Here is a 19263-nt window from a genome sequence, read left to right on the forward strand (position 1 = left end):
CTGCTCACGCTCCCGTGGCGACGACGAGGACGGCGACCACCAGGACGACGGTGCCGGCGAGCAGCGCGCTCACATAGGTCTGGACGTTGCCGGTCTGGGCCTTGCGGACGGCCGCGCCCAGCAGGCGGGGCAGGGCGCCCGCGCCGCTGACATAGGTGTCGACGACCTCGCGGTCGAGGAACCGGACGAGGCTCGCGCCGGCCTGGACCGGGCGGACGAAGAGGGCCGTGTAGACGGCGTCGAGGTGGAAGCCGGCGGCGGCGTGGCGGTGCAGCGGGCCGAGCAGGAGGCGGCCCGGGTCCGCCGGGTCGGGGGCCGAGGCGACGTCGCCGTAGGCCGGGGTGTGGCTGGCGATGGCCTCCGCCTCGACCGTGGCGGCGTCCGCCTCGGGGTGGGCCGCGACCGCGCCCAGCGGGACGCGTGCCGCCTTGGCTCCGGCCGAGCGCCAGGCCGCGTACATCGTCAGGGCGCCGATCAGGGCGGCGCCCGTGCCGAGGACGGACGTGGTGAGGGTGGGGGCCAGGTCGTCGCCGTCGAACCAGTCGGGGAGGGTGCCGTAGGCGAGCGCGCCGAAGGCCAGGGAGGGAACGGCGAGTACCCAGAGCACGACGGTCATCGTGCGGGGCTGACGGCCGTGGTCGGGGGCCTCGGCGCCCTTGCCGTGGAAGGCGAGCAGCCACAGGCGGGTCGCGTACGCGGCGGTGAGCAGGGCGGTGAGGACGCCGGCGACGAGGACGGTCCAGCCGGCGGCGCCGGGGACGGGCTCGGCGTGGCCGGTGGCGGCGTGCTCGGCGGCGCCGAGGACGGACTCCTTGGAGAAGAAGCCGCTGAAGGGCGGGATCGCGGCGAGGGCGAGGAGCGCCACGGTCATCGTCCAGAAGGCGTCGGGGACGCGGGCGCCGAGGTGGCTCATGCGGGACATGGCGGCCAGGGAGTTGGTGCCGGCGGCGTGGATGATCACGCCGGCCGCGAGGAACAGCAGGGCCTTGAAGGCGCCGTGGGAGATGAGGTGGAAGACGGCGGCGCCGCGGTCGCCGACGGCGAGGGCTCCGGTCATGTAGCCGAGCTGGCCGATCGTCGAGTAGGCGAGGACGCGCTTGATGTCGTCCTGGGCGAGCGCGGCGAGGCCCGAGCCGACCATGGTGAGCGCGGCCATGACGGCGAGGACGAGCAGGGCGGCCGAGGAGGCCGCGAAGACCGGGAGGAGGCGGGCGACGAAGTAGACACCGGCGGCGACCATCGTCGCGGCGTGGATCAGCGCGGAGACGGGCGTGGGGCCCGCCATCGCGTCGGGGAGCCAGGTGTGGAGGGGGAACTGGGCGGACTTCCCGGCGACTCCGGCGAGGAGCAGCAGGGCGATCAGCGTGGGGTGGTCCAGGCCGCCCTCGGTGACGGTGGCCAGGATCCGGGTGATGCGGAACGACCCGGCGTCCGTGGCGAGGGCGAACAGGCCGATGAGGAAGGGGACATCACCGAGCTTGGTGACCAGGAAGGCCTTCAGGGAGGCGGCGCGGGCCTCCGGGGTCTCCCAGTAGTGGCCGACCAGGAAGTACGAGCAGATGCCCATGATCTCCCAGCCGACCAGCAGCACCATCAGGTCGCCGGAGTAGACGACGAGGAGCATCGCGGAGGTGAAGAGGGAGACGAGTGCGGCGTACGAGGGGTAGCGCGGGTCGTCGCGCAGATAGCCCGTGGAATAGATCTGCACACAGGTGGCGACCAGGCCGACCAGGACGGCGACGAGGGCGGCGAAGCCGTCGATGTGCAGGGCGAGTTCGATCGGGACCGAACCGGTGGGGGTGAGCTGGGTGGCCGCGTCGACGGCCCGGTCGCCGCCCTGGCGTACGGCGACCAGTACGGCGAGGGCGAAGGCCGCGAGAGTGGGGAGTACGGCGAGGGGGCGGACGAAACCGGGGGCGGTACGGCCGAGCAGCAGGCCGGCGGCGGCGCCGAGGAACGGGAGGAGGGGGACGAGGACGGCGAGGGTGGTCGTGGTCACGCGGTGGCCTCAGCCTTCTCGCTCCGCTCGGGTCGGCCGGGTTCGTGGGCTTCGGCGGGGTCTTCGGGGCCGTGGGGGCTGTCGGGGTCGTCGGTCTCGGGGCCCTCGGCGGTGTCGCGGAGTCTGTCGATGTCGGCGGTGCCTCGGTTGCGGTGGACGGCGAGGACGATCGCCAGGCCGATGCCGATCTCGGCGGCGGCGATGGTGATCGTGAACAGGGTCAGGGCCTGGCCGGAGTGCAGGGTCTCCTCGGCGGCCTTGCTCAGCCAGACGTCGAAGGCGACGAGGTTGAGGTTGACGGCGTTGAGCATCAGCTCGACGGACATCAGGACGAGGATCGCGTTGCGGCGGGCGAGGACGCCGTAGAGGCCGGTGCAGAAGAGGAGGGAGGAGAGGACGACCGGGTAGGCGAGGTGCATCAGCGGGCACCGCCCTTGGCCGGCTCGGGTTCCGTGGATGCGTCGGCCTTCGCCTTGCGGGAGAGGACGATCGCGCCGACCAGGGCGGCGAGGAGGAGGACGGAGAGGGCCTCGAAGGGGAGGACCCAGTTCTGGAAGAGGCTCTCGCCGGTGGCCTTCGTGGAGCCGGCGGCGGGGCCGTCGAGATCGATCCAGGTGGTGCGGAAGGCGTCGACGACGACCCAGACGAGGGCGGCGGCCGAGGCGACGGCCACGGCGAGGGCGGCCCAGCGGTTGCCGGAGTCGGCGTCCGGGGAGCGGCCGATGGGGGCCTTGGTGAGCATCAGTCCGAAGAGGAGGAGGACGACGACGGAACCGACGTAGATGAGGACCTGCACCCAGGCGATGAACTCGGCGGTGAGCAGGAGGTACTCGACGGCGAGGCCGCCCAGCGCCACCACCAGCCAGAGGGCGGCGTGCACGAGCTGGCGGGTGGTGACGGTGACGAGCGCGGCGCCGAAGGTGACGACGCCGACGAGGAGGAAGGCGATCTCGACGCCGGTCGGGGAGAGGAAGCCTTGGGGTGCCTGGGCGAGGAGGCTGTTCGGTGCCTGGGCGAGGGCGCCTTGGGGTGCCTGGGCGAGGGTCATGAGTCGGCTCCCTCGGGGGTGTCCGGCTTCGGGTCGGCCTGGGTCGCGGCGAGTTTCTCGGCGGTCTTGCGGGCGGCGGCCAGTTCCTTGGGTTCCTCGGCGGCGGGGTCGAGGGCCGGTGGGGAGGGGACGGTCCACATCCACTCGCGGAGCTTGTCGCGCTCGTGGGTGAGTTCGTGGATGTCGGTCTCGGCGTACTCGAACTCCGGGGACCAGAAGAGGGCGTCGAAGGGGCAGACCTCGATGCAGATACCGCAGTACATGCAGAGGGAGAAGTCGATGGCGAAGCGGTCGAGGACGTTGCGGCTGCGCTCGCGGCCGCCGGGGGCGGCGGGCGGGACCGTCTCCTTGTGGGAGTCGATGTAGATGCACCAGTCCGGGCACTCGCGGGCGCACAGCATGCAGACCGTGCAGTTCTCCTCGAAGAGCCCGATGACGCCACGGGTGCGGGGCGGCAGCTCGGGCTGGACGTCCGGGTACTGCTCGGTGACGGTCCTGCGCGTCATCGTGCGGAGGGTGACGGCCAGGCCCTTGGCGAGGCCGGAACCAGGGATGGGGGCCATAGCTACTGGATCACCACCTTGACGACGCCGGTGAGGGCGATCTGGGCGAGGGAGAGGGGGACGAGGAGGGTCCAGGAGAGCTTCTGGAGCTGGTCCTCGCGCAGGCGGGGGTAGGTCACGCGGAGCCAGATGACGACGAAGGCGAGGGCGGCGGTCTTCAGCAGGGTCCAGACCCAGCCGAGGCCTTCCGCGCCCCAGGGGCCGTGCCAGCCGCCGAGGAAGAGGACGGTGGTCAGGCCGCACAGGACGACGATGCCGGCGTACTCGGCGAGCAGGAACAGGGCGAAGCGGAGGCCGGTGTACTCGGTGTAGGCGCCGAAGATGATCTCCGAGTCGGCCACGGGCATGTCGAAGGGCGGGCGCTGGAGTTCGGCGAGGCCGGCGACGAAGAAGACGATCGCGCCGACGATCTGCCAGGGGAGCCACCACCACTCGAAGGCGTCCACGATGCCGACGAGGGAGACCGTGCCGGCCGCCATCGCCACCGAGGCGGCGGTGAGGAGCATCGGGAGTTCGTAGGCGAGGAGCTGGGCGGCGGTGCGGAGGCCGCCGAGGAGGGAGAACTTGTTGGCGGAGGCCCAGCCGGCCATGAGTGAGCCGAGGACGCCTACGCCCATCACGGCCAGGACGAAGAAGATGCCGGCGTCGATGACCTCGCCGACGGCGCCCTCGCCGGGGCCGATCGGGATGGCGAGGAGGACGAGGAGGTACGGGAGGAGGGCCACGGCGGGGGCGAGCTGGAAGACGCGGCGGTCGGCTCCGGCCGGGACGATGTCTTCCTTCTGGGCGAACTTGACGCCGTCCGCGACGAGTTGGGCCCAGCCGTGGAAGCCGCCGGCGTACATGGGGCCGAGGCGGCCCTGCATGTGGGCCATCACCTTGTGTTCGGTCTGGCCGATGATCAAGGGGAAGGTCAGGAAGACCACGAACACGATGAGGAGTCGCAGGGCGACGTCCAGAACGTCGTTCACCGCGGGCCTCCCGTGGGGGGTTGGGGGGTGGTGGGGTCGTCGTTGTCGTCGGGGGCGTCGGTGGCCTGGGGCTCGTCGGCGTCGGATGCCTCGTGGGGAGGGGGCTCGGCCGGGGGTGTGGCGGGGGGCTTGGGGGGCTGCGGTGGGGTGTCCGGGGTGGTGGGCTCGCCGGCCGGCGCCGGGGCTGGTGGGTGCTCGTCGGTGGTGGCCGTGTCGGAGGCGGGGTGCGTTTCGGGCTCCGTGTCGCCGTCAGGGGCGTGGGCGGAGTCGGCATCGGGCGAGTCGGGTTCCGCCGGTGTGCCGGGGGCGGCGGCTTCCGGCCGGGGGGCCGTGGGAGTGGCGGGGGGCTCCGGCTCTAGGCGCGGTACGGGCTCGGGCTCGGGTCGGGGCTCGGGCTCGGGTCGGGGCTCGGGCTCGGGTCGGGGCTCGGGCTCGGGTCGGGGCTCGGGCTCGGGTCGGGGCTCGGGCTCGGGTTGGGGCTCGGGCTCGGGTTGGGGCTCGGGCTGCGGTGCGGGGCCCGCGATCGGCTCGGGCTCGGGCTGGGACTCGGGCTGCGGTGCGGGGCCCGCGATCGGCTCGGGCTCGGCCTTCGGCTTGGGTTCGCTCTGGCGTTCGGGCTCGTCGAAGGCGGGGCGGGCGTGGTGCCAGGGCGCGTCCGCGCTGCGGGGCGTGGGGCGGGTGGGGCGCGGCTGCGGCGAGGGCTCGCCGGTGCCGGGGGTCTCGGTGGTACCGGGGGCTTCGGTGGTGCCGGGGGCCTCTGCGGGGGTTGCGCGCTGGGTCGCCGAGCCTCCCGATGCGCTGCGGGTGCGGCGCGGGGACGTGGGGCTGGTGGGGGCGTCGGGGGCCGTCTGACTGGCCGAGCCGTCTGCCGCGGAGCGCGTACGGCGCGGGGACGGCGAAGCACCCGGCGCATCCAGCGCCTGGCCCGGCGCCGACTGGCTCGCTGAGCCTTCCGACGCCGAGCGGGAGCGGCGCGGGGACGACGGGGCACCCGGGACACCCGGCGCCGGGCCCGATGCCGACTGGCTTACCGAACCCTCCGACACCGAGCGCGTGCGGCGTGAGGACGACGGCGCGCCCGGGGCATCTGGGGCCGATGCCGACTGGCTTGCCGAACCCTCCGAGACCGAGCGGGAGCGGCGTGGGGACGGCGATGCGCGTGGGGCATCTGGGGCCGGGGCCGACTGGCTTGCTGAGCCCTCTGAGGCTGAGCGGGTGCGGCGGGGGGGCAGTGGTGCATCCGGTGGCGGTGTGGGCTGGCTTGGTGGAGTCTCTGGTGTCCGGCCGGTCGGGGGGGTTTGGGGGGCCGGGTCCTCGGTGGTGGTGCGGGGGCGGCGGGCTGGGCGGTCGCCCGGGGTGGCTCGGGTGGGGCGGGGTGGGGGCGGGGGGAGTTGGCCCTTGAGGGGGCCCCAGTCGTTGGGGTCGGGGACGCCGGGCGGGAGCATCTGGCGGCGTTTGGGGGCGCCGTGGGCCGCGGCCTCTCCGGGTTCTTTCGCGCCGGGCCAGGCCTTGGCGACGCGGGCGGCGAGGACGAAGTCCTTGCGGAGGGGGTGGCCCTCGAAGTTCTCGGGGAGGAGCAGGTGGTCCAGGCCGGGGTGGCCCTCGAAGCGGACGCCGAACATCTCGTGGGTCTCGCGTTCGTGCCAGGCCGCGCCCGCGTAGACGTCGACGGCGGTCGGGAGGACCGGGGAGGCGTGGGGGACCGTGGTGCGCAGGAGGAGGCGGCGGACCGGGGAGAGTGCCACCACGTGGGCCGCGACACGGAAGCCCGTGCCCGGCTCGTCGACCGCGCTCAGCCAGTCGAAATAGGTGCAGCCCAGGGTGGAGCGGGCCGTGCGCAGCGCCTCGGTCCAGGATGTGGGCGGGACGTCCACGGTGAGGACGTCGTACGACTCGTCGGCCGTGGCCTCGGGGCCGAAGAGTTCCTCGGTGGGGGCGGGCAGCCAGCCGGTCGTCATCTGTCCCCCTTTCCGGTGTCCGAGGCTCCGCCGCCGGGCGCCGGGGGCTTCACCAGGCCGCTCTGCAGCGCCGCCGTCGAGGGGCGGGCGCCCGCCGCGGCCCCCGTATCGGCGTCGGCGCCGTAGCGCTCCCCCAGGGACTCCCGGGCGATCTTCTCCTGGAGTTTCAGGATGCCCTGGAGGAGGGCCTCGGGGCGGGGCGGGCAGCCGGGGACGTACACGTCGACGGGGATGATCTGGTCGACGCCCTTGGTGACGGAGTAGGAGTCCCAGTAGGGGCCGCCGCAGTTGGAGCAGGCGCCGAAGGAGATGACGTACTTCGGTTCCGGCATCTGTTCGTACAGGCGCTTCACGGCCGGGGCCATCTTGTCCGTCACCGTGCCCGAGACGACCATGAGGTCCGCCTGCCGGGGGCCGGGGGCGAAGGGGATCACGCCGAGGCGGATGAAGTCGTGGCGGGCCATGGACGCGGCGATGAACTCGATCGCGCAGCAGGCGAGGCCGAAGTTGAAGACCCAGAGGGAGTAGCGGCGGCCCCAGTTGAGGATCACCTTCATCGGCTCGGGGGCGAGGCGGGCGAGGGCGCCGAGCCGCTTCGGCTCGGGAAGGAGCACGGGCTGCGCCGAGCCAGGCTCCGGCGCGTTCGTCTGTGGCGTCACGTCCATGCCAGGACGCCCTTCTTGTAGGCGTAGAGCAGGCCCACGGCGAGGAAACCGAGGAAGACGAACATCTCGACCAGGGTCGTCGCGCCGTAGCCGGGGTCGGCGAAGACCGTCGCCCAGGGGAAGAGGAAGATCGAGTCGATGGCGAAGATGACGTAGAGGAAGGCGTAGACGTAGTAGCGGACCTGGGTGTGGGCCCAGCCCTCGCCGACCGGGTCGACGCCGCACTCGTACGTCAGGAGCTTCTCCCGGGTGGGGACCTCGGGCCGGAGCAGCCGTCCCGCGCCGAAGGCCACGGCGACGAAGAGCACGCCCACGGCGGCGAGCAGTCCGACGACCGAGTAGGACTCGAAGTACTCCGCCGCTACCGCGACGGTCGGCTCCGCCGCTACGGCGACGGTCGGTTCCGGCACGTCCGTCCCTCGCTCCCTGGCCCGGCGACGCGTGCGTACGGACATACGTGCTGCGGACGCCGTACGTGCTTCGCTCTTCGCTGTTCGACGATCTGTACGCACGGGAGTCTAGGCCCTGCTAAAGAGACCGTAAGCAGCCCGTCACAGGTCGGCACTCCCGTCGGCACTCCCGGGGGTGGGGTTATCCCCAGGGCAGCCGGGCGGTCCCCCTCATGGCGCGGGGCGGGGGCGGACGGGCAGGCTGAGGGCATGACCGAACCCTTCTTCTCCCCGACGGGCACCGGGCGGCCGTACGGGCGGCCGCTGCCCTCCAGTCAGACGCCCTCCGAGCCGCTGCCGCCCGCGCGGTTCGCGTTCGGGGGGCAGACGTGGCGGGAGATCGCGCATCTGCTGGCGAATCTGCCGTTCGCGCTGCTCGGGTTCGTGTATGTGACGACGGTGCTGTTCACCAGCGCCTTCCTGACCTTGACGGTGATCGGTTTTCCGCTGCTCGCCGCCGCGCTGATGGGGGCGCGGCAGCTGGGGCGGCTGGAGCGGATGCGGGCGCGGGCGCTGCTGCGGGTGCGGGTGGACGAGCCGAGTCCGCTGCCGTTCCGCGGGAGCGGGCGGCGGGCGGACGAGGGGTTCTTCGCGCAGGTGTGGATGAGCGTGAAGGATCCGGTCGGCTGGCGGTCGATGCTGTACGAGCTGATCCGGATGCCGTGGGCGGTGGCCACGTTCGTCATCACCCTCACGGGGCTGTTCGTGGCGTGGCCGGTGCTGCCGTACATCGTGCGGGGGCTGACGAACGTGGACCGGGTGATGGTGCGGTCGCTGTTGTCGCCGTCCGATGAACTGGAGCGGCGGATCGCGGAGCTGGAGTCCGATCGGGGGGTCGTCGTCGACACCGCGGCGGCGGATCTGCGGCGGATCGAGCGGGATCTGCACGACGGGGCGCAGGCCCGGCTGGTGAATCTGGCGATGGGGCTGGGGCTGGCGAAGGAGAAGCTGCTGGAGGACCCCGACGCGGCCGCGACGATGGTGGAGGAGGCGCACGGGGAGGTGAAGCTGGCGTTGCAGGAGCTGCGGGATCTGGCGCGGGGGATCCATCCGGCGGTGCTGACGGACCGGGGGCTGGACGCGGCGCTGTCGGCGGTGGCCTCGCGGTGTACGGCGCCGGTGAAGGTGAGCGTGGATCTCGTGGCGCGGCCGGCCGCGGCGATCGAGGGGATCGCCTACTTCACGGTGTCCGAGTTGTTGCAGAACGTCAGTAAGCACAGTGGGGCGAAGGCGGCGTCGGTGGAGGTGTGGCGGTCTGATGATCGGTTGCTCATACAGGTGTGGGACGACGGGCATGGGGGTGCGCGGCTCGATGGGGGGAGTGGGATCGCGGGGCTGGCGGAGCGGCTCGGTGCGGTGGATGGGTTGTTCGTGATCGAGTCGCCGGTGGGGGGGCCTACGACGGTGACGGCGGAGTTGCCTTGGCGGGGACGGTAGGTCCGCTGCGGGGGTGTGAGGGGCGCCTGCTCGTTGTGGGTGCCCCTTCTTCGTGGGCGGGTGCGGGTGCGTGGGGCTTCTCGCGCAGTTCCCCGCGCCCCTGAGGAGCAGGGGCTGCGCCCGCTGCTCCTCAGGGGCGCGGTGGGGGGTGGGGAAAACCCCCCTACCCAGACGCCGACTCGCTCCATGGTTCCGGCGGGCGGAGGCGAGGAGGGTGGAGGTACGACATCGGGAGTGCGGGACTGCGGAGGCGGGCGACGGTGATGGCTGCGGAGTACGGGGACGGGTACGGGAGTTGGGGCGAGGAGCGGCGGCGGCGGGTGCCGGCCGGGCTGCGGGCGCCGTTCGAGGGGCGCAGCTGGCGGGAGTTCGGGTATGTGCTGCTGGGGCTGCCGGTCGGGATCCTGCTGTTCACGTACGCCATCACGATGGTGTCGGTCGGGGCGGGGCTGCTGATCACGTTCCTCGGGGTGCCGGTGCTGGCGGCGGGGCTGGCCGGGTGCCGGGGGTTCGGGGCGATGGAGCGGGCGCGGGCGCGGGTGCTGCTCGGGGTGGAGGTGTCCGCGCCGGAGCCGCTGCGGCCCAAGGGGCGTGGGGCGATGGCCTGGATGGGCGCCGTGCTGCGCAGCGGGGCGTCGTGGCGGCAACTGCTGTACGCGGTCGTGCAGTTCCCCTGGTCGGTGTTCTCCTTCGTGGTGGCGGTGACCTTCTGGACGTACGGGTGGGCGCTGCTGACGTATCCGCTCTGGTTCTGGGTGTTCCCCGTGTGGGCCGGGCAGGACGGGTTGCAGCTGTACGGGGACGAGACGCACTCCGTGTATCTGGACAACCCGTTCGAGGTGACCGTGACCGGGCTGGTGGGGCTGCTCTTCACGATGGCCACGCCGTGGATCCTGCGGGGGCTGACGATGGTCGACCGGGTGATGGTGGGCGCGCTGCTCGGGCCGTCGCGGCTGGGGGCGCGGGTCGTGGAGCTGGAGTCGGACCGGGGGGTCGTGGTCGACACGGCGGCGGCCGATCTGCGGCGGATCGAGCGGGATCTGCACGACGGGGCGCAGGCCCGGCTGGTGGCGCTGGCGATGGATCTGGGGCTGGCGAAGGAGAAGCTGGCGGAGGACCCCCGGGCGGCGGCGGTGATGGTCGACTCGGCGCACGGGGAGGTCAAGACGGCGTTGCAGGAGTTGCGGGATCTGGCGCGGGGGATCCATCCGGCGGTGCTGACGGACCGGGGGCTGGACGCGGCGCTGTCGGCGGTGGCCTCGCGGTGTGCGGTGCCGGTGGTGGTGGACGTGGATCTGCCGGCGCGGCCGGTGCCGGCGATCGAGGGGATCGCGTACTTCACCGTGTCCGAGCTGCTGCAGAACGTCAGCAAGCATGCGGGGGCGTCGCGGGCGACGGTGGATGTGTGGAGGGTGGAGGACCGGCTGATGTTGCAGGTCATCGATGACGGGGTGGGTGGGGCCGATGCGGGGGCGGGGTCCGGGCTGGCGGGGCTTGCGGAGCGGATCGGGGCGGTCGATGGGGTTCTCGTCGTCGACTCGCCGGCCGGGGGGCCGACGCGGGTGACGGCGGAGTTGCCCTGGCGGGCGGCGTAGTCCCTGCGGGGCCCTGCAGGGCTTGGGGCGCGTTTCGCCGTGGGTGGCTTGGCTTGGTGGGCGGGGAACCGTTCGTCGTGGTTGTTCGCGCAGTTCCCCGCGCCCCTAAAAAACGGGGGCGCGCCCCGCGGTGTCGACCCGCCCCGCGCCCCTGAAAACAGAGGCCCACCCCGCACTGTCGACCCGTCCCGCGCGCCTGAAACCAGAGGCCTACCCCGCGCCATCGGCCCGCCCGGCGCGCCTGGAAAACAGGGCCCGCCCCACGCGGTCGACCCGCCCCACACCCCTGAAAACAGGGCGCACCCCGCGCTCTCCGAACCTTGTCGACCCGTGGCCGATTCTCGTCGGTGGGAGTCAGGGGCGTTCCGATGCTGGGATGCTGGGGCTGTCGTACGGGTCGGGGTGGGGTGGGTGTCGTGGGGGGACGAGGCGTGGAGGACAGGGTGCGGGTGGTCATCGCCGAGGATTCGGTGCTGTTGCGGGAGGGGCTGACGCGGCTGCTGACCGACCGGGGGCATGACGTCGTCGCGGGGGTCGGGGACGGGAACGCCCTGATCAAGACGATCACGGAGTTCGCGGAGCAGGGAGACCTGCCGGATGTGGTCGTCGCCGATGTGCGGATGCCGCCGACGCACACCGACGAGGGCGTCCGGGCCGCCGTACAGCTGCGGAAGCACCATCCGGAGCTGGGCGTGCTCGTGCTGTCGCAGTACGTGGAGGAGCGGTACGCCACCGAGCTGCTCGCGGGGTCCAGTCGCGGGGTCGGGTATCTGCTGAAGGACCGGGTGGCCGAGGTCCGGGAGTTCGTGGACGCGGTGGTACGGGTGGCGCGCGGCGGTACGGCACTGGACCCGGAGGTGGTCGCGCAGTTGCTCGGGCGCAGCCGGAAGCAGGATGTGCTCGCGGGGCTCACCCCGCGTGAGCGTGAGGTGCTCGGGCTGATGGCGGAGGGGCGGACCAACTCGGCGGTCGCCCGCCAGCTGGTCGTCAGCGACGGGGCCGTCGAGAAGCACGTCAGCAATATCTTCCTGAAGCTCGGGCTGTCCCCGAGCGACGGGGACCACCGGCGGGTTCTCGCGGTGCTCACCTACCTCAATTCATGACCGTCTGACACTGTGTCAGGAACGGGACGGCGCGAACCGGCACTGAACCGCCGGCCCGCCTCGCGCGTCTTCAGGGGAAGTGGCAGGGGCGGGTAAATCATGACAAGTCGGGGTGTTCCGCAGTCGCAAAAAGAGGATTGATCAGTCGAACGCGCAAGGGAAGGCCGCCCCCGCCGACGTAGTGTTGGTCTTGGGAGGGCCGGCGGGTCGGCCGTTCCCGGACAGCCGCCTCAAGGGAGGTCCAGTTCAGTGACCAGCCAGGTCAGCAGCCCAGCGGAGCAGGCCGACGAAGCCGCTCTGGGAGAACTGAGAGAACAGCGCAATCCGGCGGGGACGGCGGGGACGAAGGATGTCCGCCGACTCGATCGGGTGATTATTCGGTTCGCCGGGGACTCCGGTGACGGGATGCAGCTCACCGGCGACCGCTTCACCTCCGAAACGGCCTCCTTCGGCAACGACCTCTCCACCCTGCCGAACTTCCCCGCCGAGATCCGCGCCCCCGCCGGTACCCTCCCGGGCGTCTCCAGCTTCCAGCTGCACTTCGCCGACCACGACATCCTCACCCCGGGCGACGCCCCCAACGTGCTCGTCGCCATGAACCCGGCCGCCCTGAAGGCGAACATCGGGGACGTACCGCGCGGCGCGGAGATCATCGTCAACACGGACGAGTTCACCAAACGGGCGATGCAGAAGGTCGGGTACGCGGTCAGTCCGCTGGAGGACGGCTCGCTGGACGGATACAGCGTCCATCCGGTGCCGCTGACCACCCTGACCGTCGAGGCCCTCAAGGAATTCGACCTCAGCCGCAAGGAGGCCGAGCGCAGCAAGAACATGTTCGCGCTCGGCCTCCTGTCATGGATGTACCACCGGCCGACCGAGGGCACCGAGAAGTTCCTGGCGGCCAAGTTCGCCAAGAAGCCCGAGATCATGAAGGCGAACCTGACGGCGTTCCGCGCGGGCTGGAACTTCGGGGAGACCACCGAGGACTTCGCGGTCTCGTACGAGATCGCCCCGGCGACCCAGGCCTTCCCCGTCGGCACGTACCGGAACATCTCCGGGAACCTGGCACTGTCGTACGGGCTGATCGCAGCCTCCCGGCAGGCCGATCTGCCGCTCTACCTGGGCTCCTATCCGATCACCCCGGCCTCGGACATCCTGCACGAGCTGAGCCGGCACAAGAACTTCGGTGTGCGGACCTTCCAGGCGGAGGACGAGATCGCCGGGATAGGGGCGGCGCTGGGGGCCGCGTTCGGGGGGTCGCTGGCGGTCACGACGACCTCCGGGCCGGGTGTGGCGCTGAAGTCGGAGACGATCGGGCTCGCCGTCTCGCTCGAACTGCCGCTGATCGTCGTCGACATCCAGCGCGGCGGGCCGTCCACCGGGCTGCCCACCAAGACCGAGCAGGCGGATCTGCTCCAGGCCATGTACGGCCGCAACGGCGAGGCCCCGGTGCCGGTGGTCGCGCCGCGCACCCCGGCCGACTGCTTCGACGCGGCCATCGAGGCCGCCCGGATCGCGCTGACGTACCGCACCCCCGTGTTCCTGCTCTCGGACGGCTACCTGGCCAACGGCAGCGAGCCCTGGCGCATCCCCGAGACCGCCGAACTCCCAGACCTGACCGTGCAGTTCACCCAGGGCCCCAACCACACCCTGGACGACGGCACCGAGGTCTTCTGGCCCTACAAGCGCGACCCCCGGACCCTCGCCCGCCCCTGGGCGATCCCGGGCACCCCCGGCCTCGAACACCGCATCGGCGGCATCGAGAAGCAGGACGGCACGGGCAACATCTCCTACGACCCGGCCAACCACGACTTCATGGTCCGCACCCGGCAGGCGAAGATCGACGGGATCGACGTCCCCGACATCGAGGTCGACGATCCGCACGAGGCCCGGACCCTGGTCCTGGGCTGGGGCTCGACGTACGGGCCGATCACCGCGGCGGTACGGCGGCTGCGGACGGCCGGGGAGTCCATCGCCCAGGCCCATCTACGGCACCTCAACCCCTTCCCGCGGAATCTGGGCACGGTGCTCGGGCGCTACGACAAGGTGGTGATCCCCGAGATGAACCTCGGCCAGCTCGCCACGCTGATCCGGGCGAAGTACCTGGTCGACGCCCACTCCTACAACCAGGTGAACGGCATGCCGTTCAAGGCGGAGCAGCTCGCCACGGCTCTCAAGGAGGCCATCGATGGCTGACATCGGCAACGAGCTGCTGCAGCTGGTCCCCAAGGCCGCCGCCCGGCAGTCCATGAAGGACTTCAAGTCCGACCAGGAAGTGCGCTGGTGCCCCGGCTGCGGCGACTACGCGATCCTCGCCGCCGTCCAGAGCTTCATGCCCGAGCTGGGCCTGGCGAAGGAGAACATCGTCTTCGTCTCCGGGATCGGCTGCTCCTCCCGCTTCCCGTACTACATGGACACCTACGGGATGCACTCCATCCACGGGCGGGCGCCGGCGATCGCGACCGGCCTCGCCACCTCGCGCCGTGACCTGTCGGTGTGGGTGGTGACCGGTGACGGTGACGCGCTGTCCATCGGCGGCAACCATCTGATCCACGCCCTGCGCCGCAATGTGAACCTGAAGATCCTGCTCTTCAACAACCGCATCTACGGCCTCACGAAGGGCCAGTACTCCCCCACCTCCGAGGTCGGGAAGGTCACCAAGTCCACGCCCATGGGGTCGCTGGACGCGCCCTTCAACCCGGTGTCGCTGGCGATCGGGGCGGAGGCGTCGTTCGTGGCGCGGACCGTGGACTCCGACCGCAAGCATCTGACGGAGGTGCTGCGGCAGGCCGCCGCCCACCCCGGCACGGCCCTGGTGGAGATCTACCAGAACTGCAACATCTTCAACGACGGCGCCTTCGAGGTCCTCAAGGACCGGCAGCAGGCCGAGGAGGCGGTGATCCGGCTGGAGCACGGCGAGCGGATCCGGTTCGGCGCGGAGGGCGCGCGGGGGGTCGTACGGGACGAGGCGACCGGGGATCTGAAGGTGGTCACCGTGACGGCGGAGAACGAGTCGCGGATCCTGGTCCACGACGCGCACGCCGCGTCCCCGACCACCGCGTTCGCGCTGTCCCGGCTGGCAGACCCGGACACCCTCCACCACACCCCGATCGGTGTCCTGCGGTCCGTGCGGCGGCCCGTCTACGACACCCAGATGTCCGAGCAGCTCGACTCCGCGGTCGAGCAGCACGGCAAGGGTGATCTGGCGGCGCTGCTGGCGGGCGGGGACACCTGGACCGTCGTGGGGTGACCTCGGGGACGGGCGGATGGGCGGATGGGCGGAGCGCCGGACGGACTTACGGCCTCAGGTTCCGGCGCGGCCTCCGGCCCGGGCGCGGCCTCAGGCCCGGGACTCGTCGTACGCCTCGCGGGCCTGCTGTACGGCGTCCATGCGGTCCTTGGTCCAGGTCGCCAGGGCGCGTACCTGCTCGGCGGCCTCGCGGCCTAGGTCGGTGAGGGAGTAGTCGACGCGGGGCGGGATGACGGGCTTGGCGTCGCGGTGGACCAGGCCGTCGCGCTCCAGCGTCTGGAGGGTCTGGGTCAGCATCTTCTCGCTGACCCGGCCGATGGCCCGGCGCAGCTCGCTGAAGCGGTACGGGCGCTCCAGCAGCTCGATGAGGACGAGGACGCCCCAGCGGGACGTCACGTGTTCGAGGACCAGGCGGTAGGGGCACATGCCCTCGCCGTCCGGCGTGTCGTACTTGCCGACGGGCTGCGGGATCACCTTGCTCACGGCCATGCCAGTACCTTACTTCAACACCAGTACCTTACTTCAAAGTGGGTACTTTCGAAGAGTTAGCGCACCTCCTAGGGTTAGTGGCACATCCCGCCCCCCTGGAGGAGTTTCACCATGAGCATCGTCGTCACCGGAGCCACCGGACACCTCGGCAAGTTGGTAGTCGAAGGACTGCTGGAGAAGGTTCCGGCCGAGCAGATCACGGCCGTCGTCCGCAGCGAGGAGAAGGGTGCCGGGTTCGCCGCGCGCGGTGTGAAGATCGCGATCGCCGACTACAACGCCCCCGAGACCTTCGCCGGCCTCTTCGCCGCCGGTGACAAGGTGCTGCTGATCTCCGGCAACGAGTTCGACAAGGGCCGGGTCGGCCAGCACCAGGTCGTGATCGACGCCGCCAAGGCGGCCGGGGTCGCGCTCCTCGCCTACACCAGCGCGCCGGGCGGCCTGACGGCCGCGCTCGCCGACGACCACCGGGGCACCGAGAAGGCGCTGCTCGCCTCCGGTCTGCCGTACGCCCTGCTGCGCAACGGTTGGTACAACGAGAACTACACCGAGCAGCTGGCGCCGGTGCTGCAGTTCAACGCCGTCACCCACGCGGCCGGTGAGGGCCGGGTCTCCTCCGCGGCGCGTGCGGACTACGCGGCCGCGGCGGTGGCCGTACTGACCGGTGAGGGGCACGAGAACCAGACGTACGAGCTGGGCGGCGACGTCGCCTGGAGCTTCGCCGAGTACGCGGCCGAGCTGAGCGGGCAGACCGGCAAGGAGATAGCGAACAACGCGGTCTCCGTCGAGGTCTTCGCCGGGATTCTGACCGGGGCCGGGGTTCCGGAGCCGCTGGCCGCGATCCTCGCGGGCGTCGACGCGTCCGTCGAGAAGGGCGAGCTGGTCGTCACCTCCGGCGACCTCACCCGCCTCATCGGCCGCCCGACCACGCCGATCGCCGACTCGATCGCGGTGGCGCTGAAGGGTTGAGCGGGGCCTCGGGCTGCGGCCGGGGCGGGGGGTGAGGTCGGTGAGGGTGTGGCCGACGCCGGGGGCTTGAGCCGCTGGCGATGTGGCCGGCAGCGGGGGCTTGGGTCACAGGAGGTGCGGTCGGCACCGAGGGCTTGAGCCGCTGGAGGTGTGGCCGCCGCCTGCGGCTTGGACCGCTGGCGATGTGGTCGCCACCCGGGGCTTGAGTCACAGGAGGCGCGGCCGCCACCGAGGGCTTGGGCCACAGGAGGCGCGGTCGGCACCGGCGGGCTTGAGTCACAGGAGGCGCGGCCGCCACCGAGGCTCGGATCGCTGGATGTGCGGTCGCCGCCGGAGGGCTTGGGGCGCAGGAGATGTGGCTGTCGCCGGAGGTTGAGGACCGTTGGAGATGTGGCTCGCGTCGGGATTCGGGAGTTGGCCCTCTGCAGGGGCGGGCGACGGGGGCTAACGGGAGCCGTTGAGAGCGTGGGCGGCGGGTTGGGTGTGCTTCACCCCCGGATGTCATGACCGTATGGCGATACGGGCATGACATCCGGGGGTGCTCGGCGTTACCTTCGGGAGGCTGGGGGTCGCGGTGGCGCGGCCGGGTGAGGAGGAGGGGCCGTGGCGGCGCAGTCGAGGGGCGAACACCGGATAGGACTGCTGAACGGCTTCGCCGCGTATGGGATGTGGGGGCTCGTCCCCCTGTTCTGGCCCCTGCTCAAGCCGTCCGGCGCGGTGGAGATCCTCGCCCACCGCATGGTCTGGTCCCTCGCCGTCGTCGGCGTCCTGCTGCTGGTGCTGCGGCGCTGGTCCTGGGCCGGTGAGCTGCTGCGGCAGCCCCGCAAGCTCGCCCTGATCACCGTCGCCGCGGCGGTGATCACCATCAACTGGGGCGTGTACATCTGGGCCGTCAACACCCACCAGGTGGTCGAGGCCTCCCTCGGCTACTTCATCAACCCGCTCGTCACCATCGCCATCGGTGTGTTGCTGCTGAAGGAGCGGCTGCGGCCCGCGCAATGGACCGCGGTCGGCGTCGGCTTCGCGGCCGTCCTCGTCCTCACCATCGGCTACGGGCGCCCGCCGTGGATCTCCCTCTGCCTCGCCTTCTCCTTCGCCACGTACGGGCTGGTCAAGAAGAAGGTCAACCTGGGCGGGGTCGAGTCGCTGGCCGCGGAGACCGCGATCCAGTTCCTGCCCGCGCTGGCCTATCTGCTGTGGCTGGGGTCGCGCGGAGACGCCACGTTCGGGGCGGAGGGCACCGGCCACGCACTGCTGCTCGCCGCGACCGGACTGGTGACCGCGCTGCCGCTGGTCTGCTTCGGGGCGGCAGCGATCCGGGTGCCGCTGTCCACGCTGGGGCTGCTGCAGTATCTGGCGCCGGTGTTCCAGTTCCTGCTGGGCGTCTGGTACTTCGGTGAGGCCATGCCGCCCGAGCGGTGGGCCGGCTTCGCGCTGGTGTGGCTGGCCCTGTCGCTGCTGACGTGGGACGCGCTGCGTACGGCCCGGGCGGCGCGGCGGCGGATGGCGGAGCTGGTCGTCACCGCCGAGGCCGAGGCGGTCGGCGCCGTCGAGGCGCGAACCCCGCTGGCCAAATAGCACCCTTGACGGAGAGTCAGTATCCGCCGCACCATCCAGGCACCCCATTCACCGGGTTCGCCATGGACACATCAACAGTGTCGTCCATGGCGTTCCCCATGGAATTCGGAGCCCCCCACTATGAAGCTCTCTGTTCCAGCCACGGGACGCGCCACCGTCGCCGCCGCCGTCGCGGTGGCCACGCTGTTCGCCGGCGGGTCCATGGCGGGGGCGGCACCCGCCCCCGACCAGGCGGCCCCCGCCCGAGACGCCGCGATCGCCGCCGCTCCCAATCTTCCCGTGGCCAACGTCAAGGCCCACCTGGGCCAGTTCCAGTCCATAGCCACGGCCAACGGCGGCAACCGGGCGCACGGCCGCGCCGGCTATCTCGCCTCCCTGAACTATGTGAAGGGCAAGCTCGACGCGGCGGGCTTCGTCACCACCACGCAGACCTTCACGTCCGGCGGCCGTACCGGCTACAACCTGATCGCGGACTGGCCCGGCGGCGACACGAATCAGGTTGTCATGGCCGGTTCACACTTGGACAGTGTCACCACCGGAGCCGGCATCAACGACAACGGCTCGGGCTCCGCCGCCGTGCTGGAGGCCGCACTGGCCGTGTCCCGCGCGAACTACCAGCCCACGAAGCATCTGCGGTTCGCCTGGTGGGGCGCGGAGGAACTGGGGCTCGTCGGCTCCCGCTACTACGTCAACAACCTGTCCACGGCCAACCGGGCCCGGATCAGCGGCTACCTCAACTTCGACATGATCGGCTCGCCGAACCCCGGGTACTTCGTCTATGACGACGACCCCGTCATCGAGCAGACCTTCAAGGACTACTTCACGGGGATCGGGGTCGCGACCGAGATCGAGACCGAGGGGGACGGACGGTCCGACCACGCGCCCTTCAAGAGCGCGGGCGTTCCCGTGGGCGGGCTCTTCACCGGGGCGAGCCGGGCGAAGACGGCCGCGCAGGTCGCCAAGTGGGGTGGTACGTCTGGGCAGGCGTTCGACCGCTGCTACCACTCCTCGTGCGACACCACGTCCAACATCAACGACACGGCGCTCGACCGGAACGGGGATGCGCTGGCGTACGCGGTGTGGGAGTTGTCCGAGTAGGAGTTGGTCGTAAGGGATTGCGGTTGTGGGTTCCGGGGTCGGCCGGTCGGTGGGGAGCGCCGTGGCCGGCCCCGGGTGCTTAGTGTGCGCCCCG

17 protein-coding genes are annotated in these 19263 nt (G+C 71.6%); 8 read left to right on the forward strand and 9 right to left on the reverse strand.

Annotated features, from left to right (window positions below):
* Positions 1–4 precede the first annotated feature (4 nt).
* The 8 genes from ACZ7MG_RS09520 to ACZ7MG_RS09555 are packed head-to-tail and all read right to left on the reverse strand — an operon-like array spanning position 5 to position 7614.
* Entirely contained in the window at positions 5–1999 is a 1995-nt protein-coding gene (locus tag ACZ7MG_RS09520; protein ID WP_471385288.1) for an NADH-quinone oxidoreductase subunit 5 family protein, read from the reverse strand.
* A complete protein-coding gene (gene nuoK, locus ACZ7MG_RS09525) occupies positions 1996–2418 on the reverse strand; it encodes an NADH-quinone oxidoreductase subunit NuoK (RefSeq protein ID WP_471385286.1) in 423 nt (140 codons plus the stop codon). The genes ACZ7MG_RS09520 and nuoK overlap by 4 nt, the downstream gene beginning before the upstream one ends.
* On the reverse strand, positions 2418–3047 hold the full coding sequence (locus ACZ7MG_RS09530; protein WP_471385284.1) for an NADH-quinone oxidoreductase subunit J family protein: 630 nt from the start codon (positions 3045–3047) through the stop codon (positions 2418–2420). The genes nuoK and ACZ7MG_RS09530 overlap by 1 nt, the downstream gene beginning before the upstream one ends.
* Positions 3044–3610, reverse strand: a complete 567-nt coding sequence (locus ACZ7MG_RS09535) for a NuoI/complex I 23 kDa subunit family protein (protein ID WP_471385282.1) — start codon at positions 3608–3610, stop codon at positions 3044–3046. Before ACZ7MG_RS09535 ends, ACZ7MG_RS09530 begins: the two co-directional genes overlap by 4 nt.
* 2 nt (positions 3611–3612) lie before the next feature.
* On the reverse strand, positions 3613–4581 hold the full coding sequence (locus tag ACZ7MG_RS09540) for a complex I subunit 1/NuoH family protein (protein WP_471385280.1): 969 nt from the start codon (positions 4579–4581) through the stop codon (positions 3613–3615).
* The gene (locus tag ACZ7MG_RS09545) at positions 4578–6539 is read right to left on the reverse strand and encodes an NADH-quinone oxidoreductase subunit C (protein WP_471946122.1); all 1962 of its coding nucleotides are present in this window, start codon (positions 6537–6539) and stop codon (positions 4578–4580) included. The genes ACZ7MG_RS09540 and ACZ7MG_RS09545 overlap by 4 nt, the downstream gene beginning before the upstream one ends.
* A complete protein-coding gene (locus tag ACZ7MG_RS09550) occupies positions 6536–7204 on the reverse strand; it encodes an NADH-quinone oxidoreductase subunit B (RefSeq protein ID WP_471385276.1) in 669 nt (222 codons plus the stop codon). Before ACZ7MG_RS09550 ends, ACZ7MG_RS09545 begins: the two co-directional genes overlap by 4 nt.
* Positions 7195–7614 carry an NADH-quinone oxidoreductase subunit A gene (locus tag ACZ7MG_RS09555; protein ID WP_471385274.1) on the reverse strand — a complete coding sequence of 140 codons (420 nt, stop codon included), beginning with the start codon at positions 7612–7614 and terminating at the stop codon, positions 7195–7197. The genes ACZ7MG_RS09550 and ACZ7MG_RS09555 overlap by 10 nt, the downstream gene beginning before the upstream one ends.
* Positions 7615–7863: 249 nt before the next feature.
* On the opposite strand from ACZ7MG_RS09555, the gene ACZ7MG_RS09560 reads away from it, so the two are divergent.
* The 5 genes from ACZ7MG_RS09560 (at position 7864) to ACZ7MG_RS09580 (ending at position 15038) form a co-directional block, all read left to right on the forward strand.
* Complete coding sequence (locus ACZ7MG_RS09560) at positions 7864–9090, forward strand: sensor histidine kinase (protein ID WP_471385272.1); 1227 nt, start codon at positions 7864–7866, stop codon at positions 9088–9090.
* A gap of 263 nt (positions 9091–9353) precedes the next feature.
* Complete coding sequence (locus ACZ7MG_RS09565) at positions 9354–10685, forward strand: sensor histidine kinase (protein WP_471385270.1); 1332 nt, start codon at positions 9354–9356, stop codon at positions 10683–10685.
* A 443-nt stretch (positions 10686–11128) separates the two neighbouring features.
* A complete protein-coding gene (locus ACZ7MG_RS09570) occupies positions 11129–11788 on the forward strand; it encodes a response regulator (RefSeq protein WP_471385638.1) in 660 nt (219 codons plus the stop codon).
* A 249-nt stretch (positions 11789–12037) separates the two neighbouring features.
* Positions 12038–13984 carry a 2-oxoacid:acceptor oxidoreductase subunit alpha gene (locus ACZ7MG_RS09575; protein ID WP_471385268.1) on the forward strand — a complete coding sequence of 649 codons (1947 nt, stop codon included), beginning with the start codon at positions 12038–12040 and terminating at the stop codon, positions 13982–13984.
* Positions 13977–15038 carry a 2-oxoacid:ferredoxin oxidoreductase subunit beta gene (locus tag ACZ7MG_RS09580; protein ID WP_471385266.1) on the forward strand — a complete coding sequence of 354 codons (1062 nt, stop codon included), beginning with the start codon at positions 13977–13979 and terminating at the stop codon, positions 15036–15038. The genes ACZ7MG_RS09575 and ACZ7MG_RS09580 overlap by 8 nt, the downstream gene beginning before the upstream one ends.
* Positions 15039–15128: 90 nt before the next feature.
* On the opposite strand, the gene ACZ7MG_RS09585 is transcribed toward ACZ7MG_RS09580, so the two are convergent.
* Complete coding sequence (locus ACZ7MG_RS09585) at positions 15129–15527, reverse strand: winged helix-turn-helix transcriptional regulator (RefSeq protein WP_471385264.1); 399 nt, start codon at positions 15525–15527, stop codon at positions 15129–15131.
* Positions 15528–15638: 111 nt separating this feature from the next.
* On the opposite strand from ACZ7MG_RS09585, the gene ACZ7MG_RS09590 reads away from it, so the two are divergent.
* From ACZ7MG_RS09590 to ACZ7MG_RS09600, 3 genes are all read left to right on the forward strand, one after another.
* A complete protein-coding gene (locus ACZ7MG_RS09590; protein ID WP_471385263.1) occupies positions 15639–16493 on the forward strand; it encodes an SDR family oxidoreductase in 855 nt (284 codons plus the stop codon).
* 603 nt (positions 16494–17096) lie between these two features.
* A complete protein-coding gene (gene rarD, locus ACZ7MG_RS09595) occupies positions 17097–18071 on the forward strand; it encodes an EamA family transporter RarD (protein ID WP_471385261.1) in 975 nt (324 codons plus the stop codon).
* A 120-nt stretch (positions 18072–18191) separates the two neighbouring features.
* Entirely contained in the window at positions 18192–19169 is a 978-nt protein-coding gene (locus tag ACZ7MG_RS09600; protein WP_471385259.1) for a M28 family metallopeptidase, read from the forward strand.
* Positions 19170–19263: the final 94 nt, after the last annotated feature.

This window comes from Streptomyces sp. NPDC107538 (assembly GCF_055657445.1).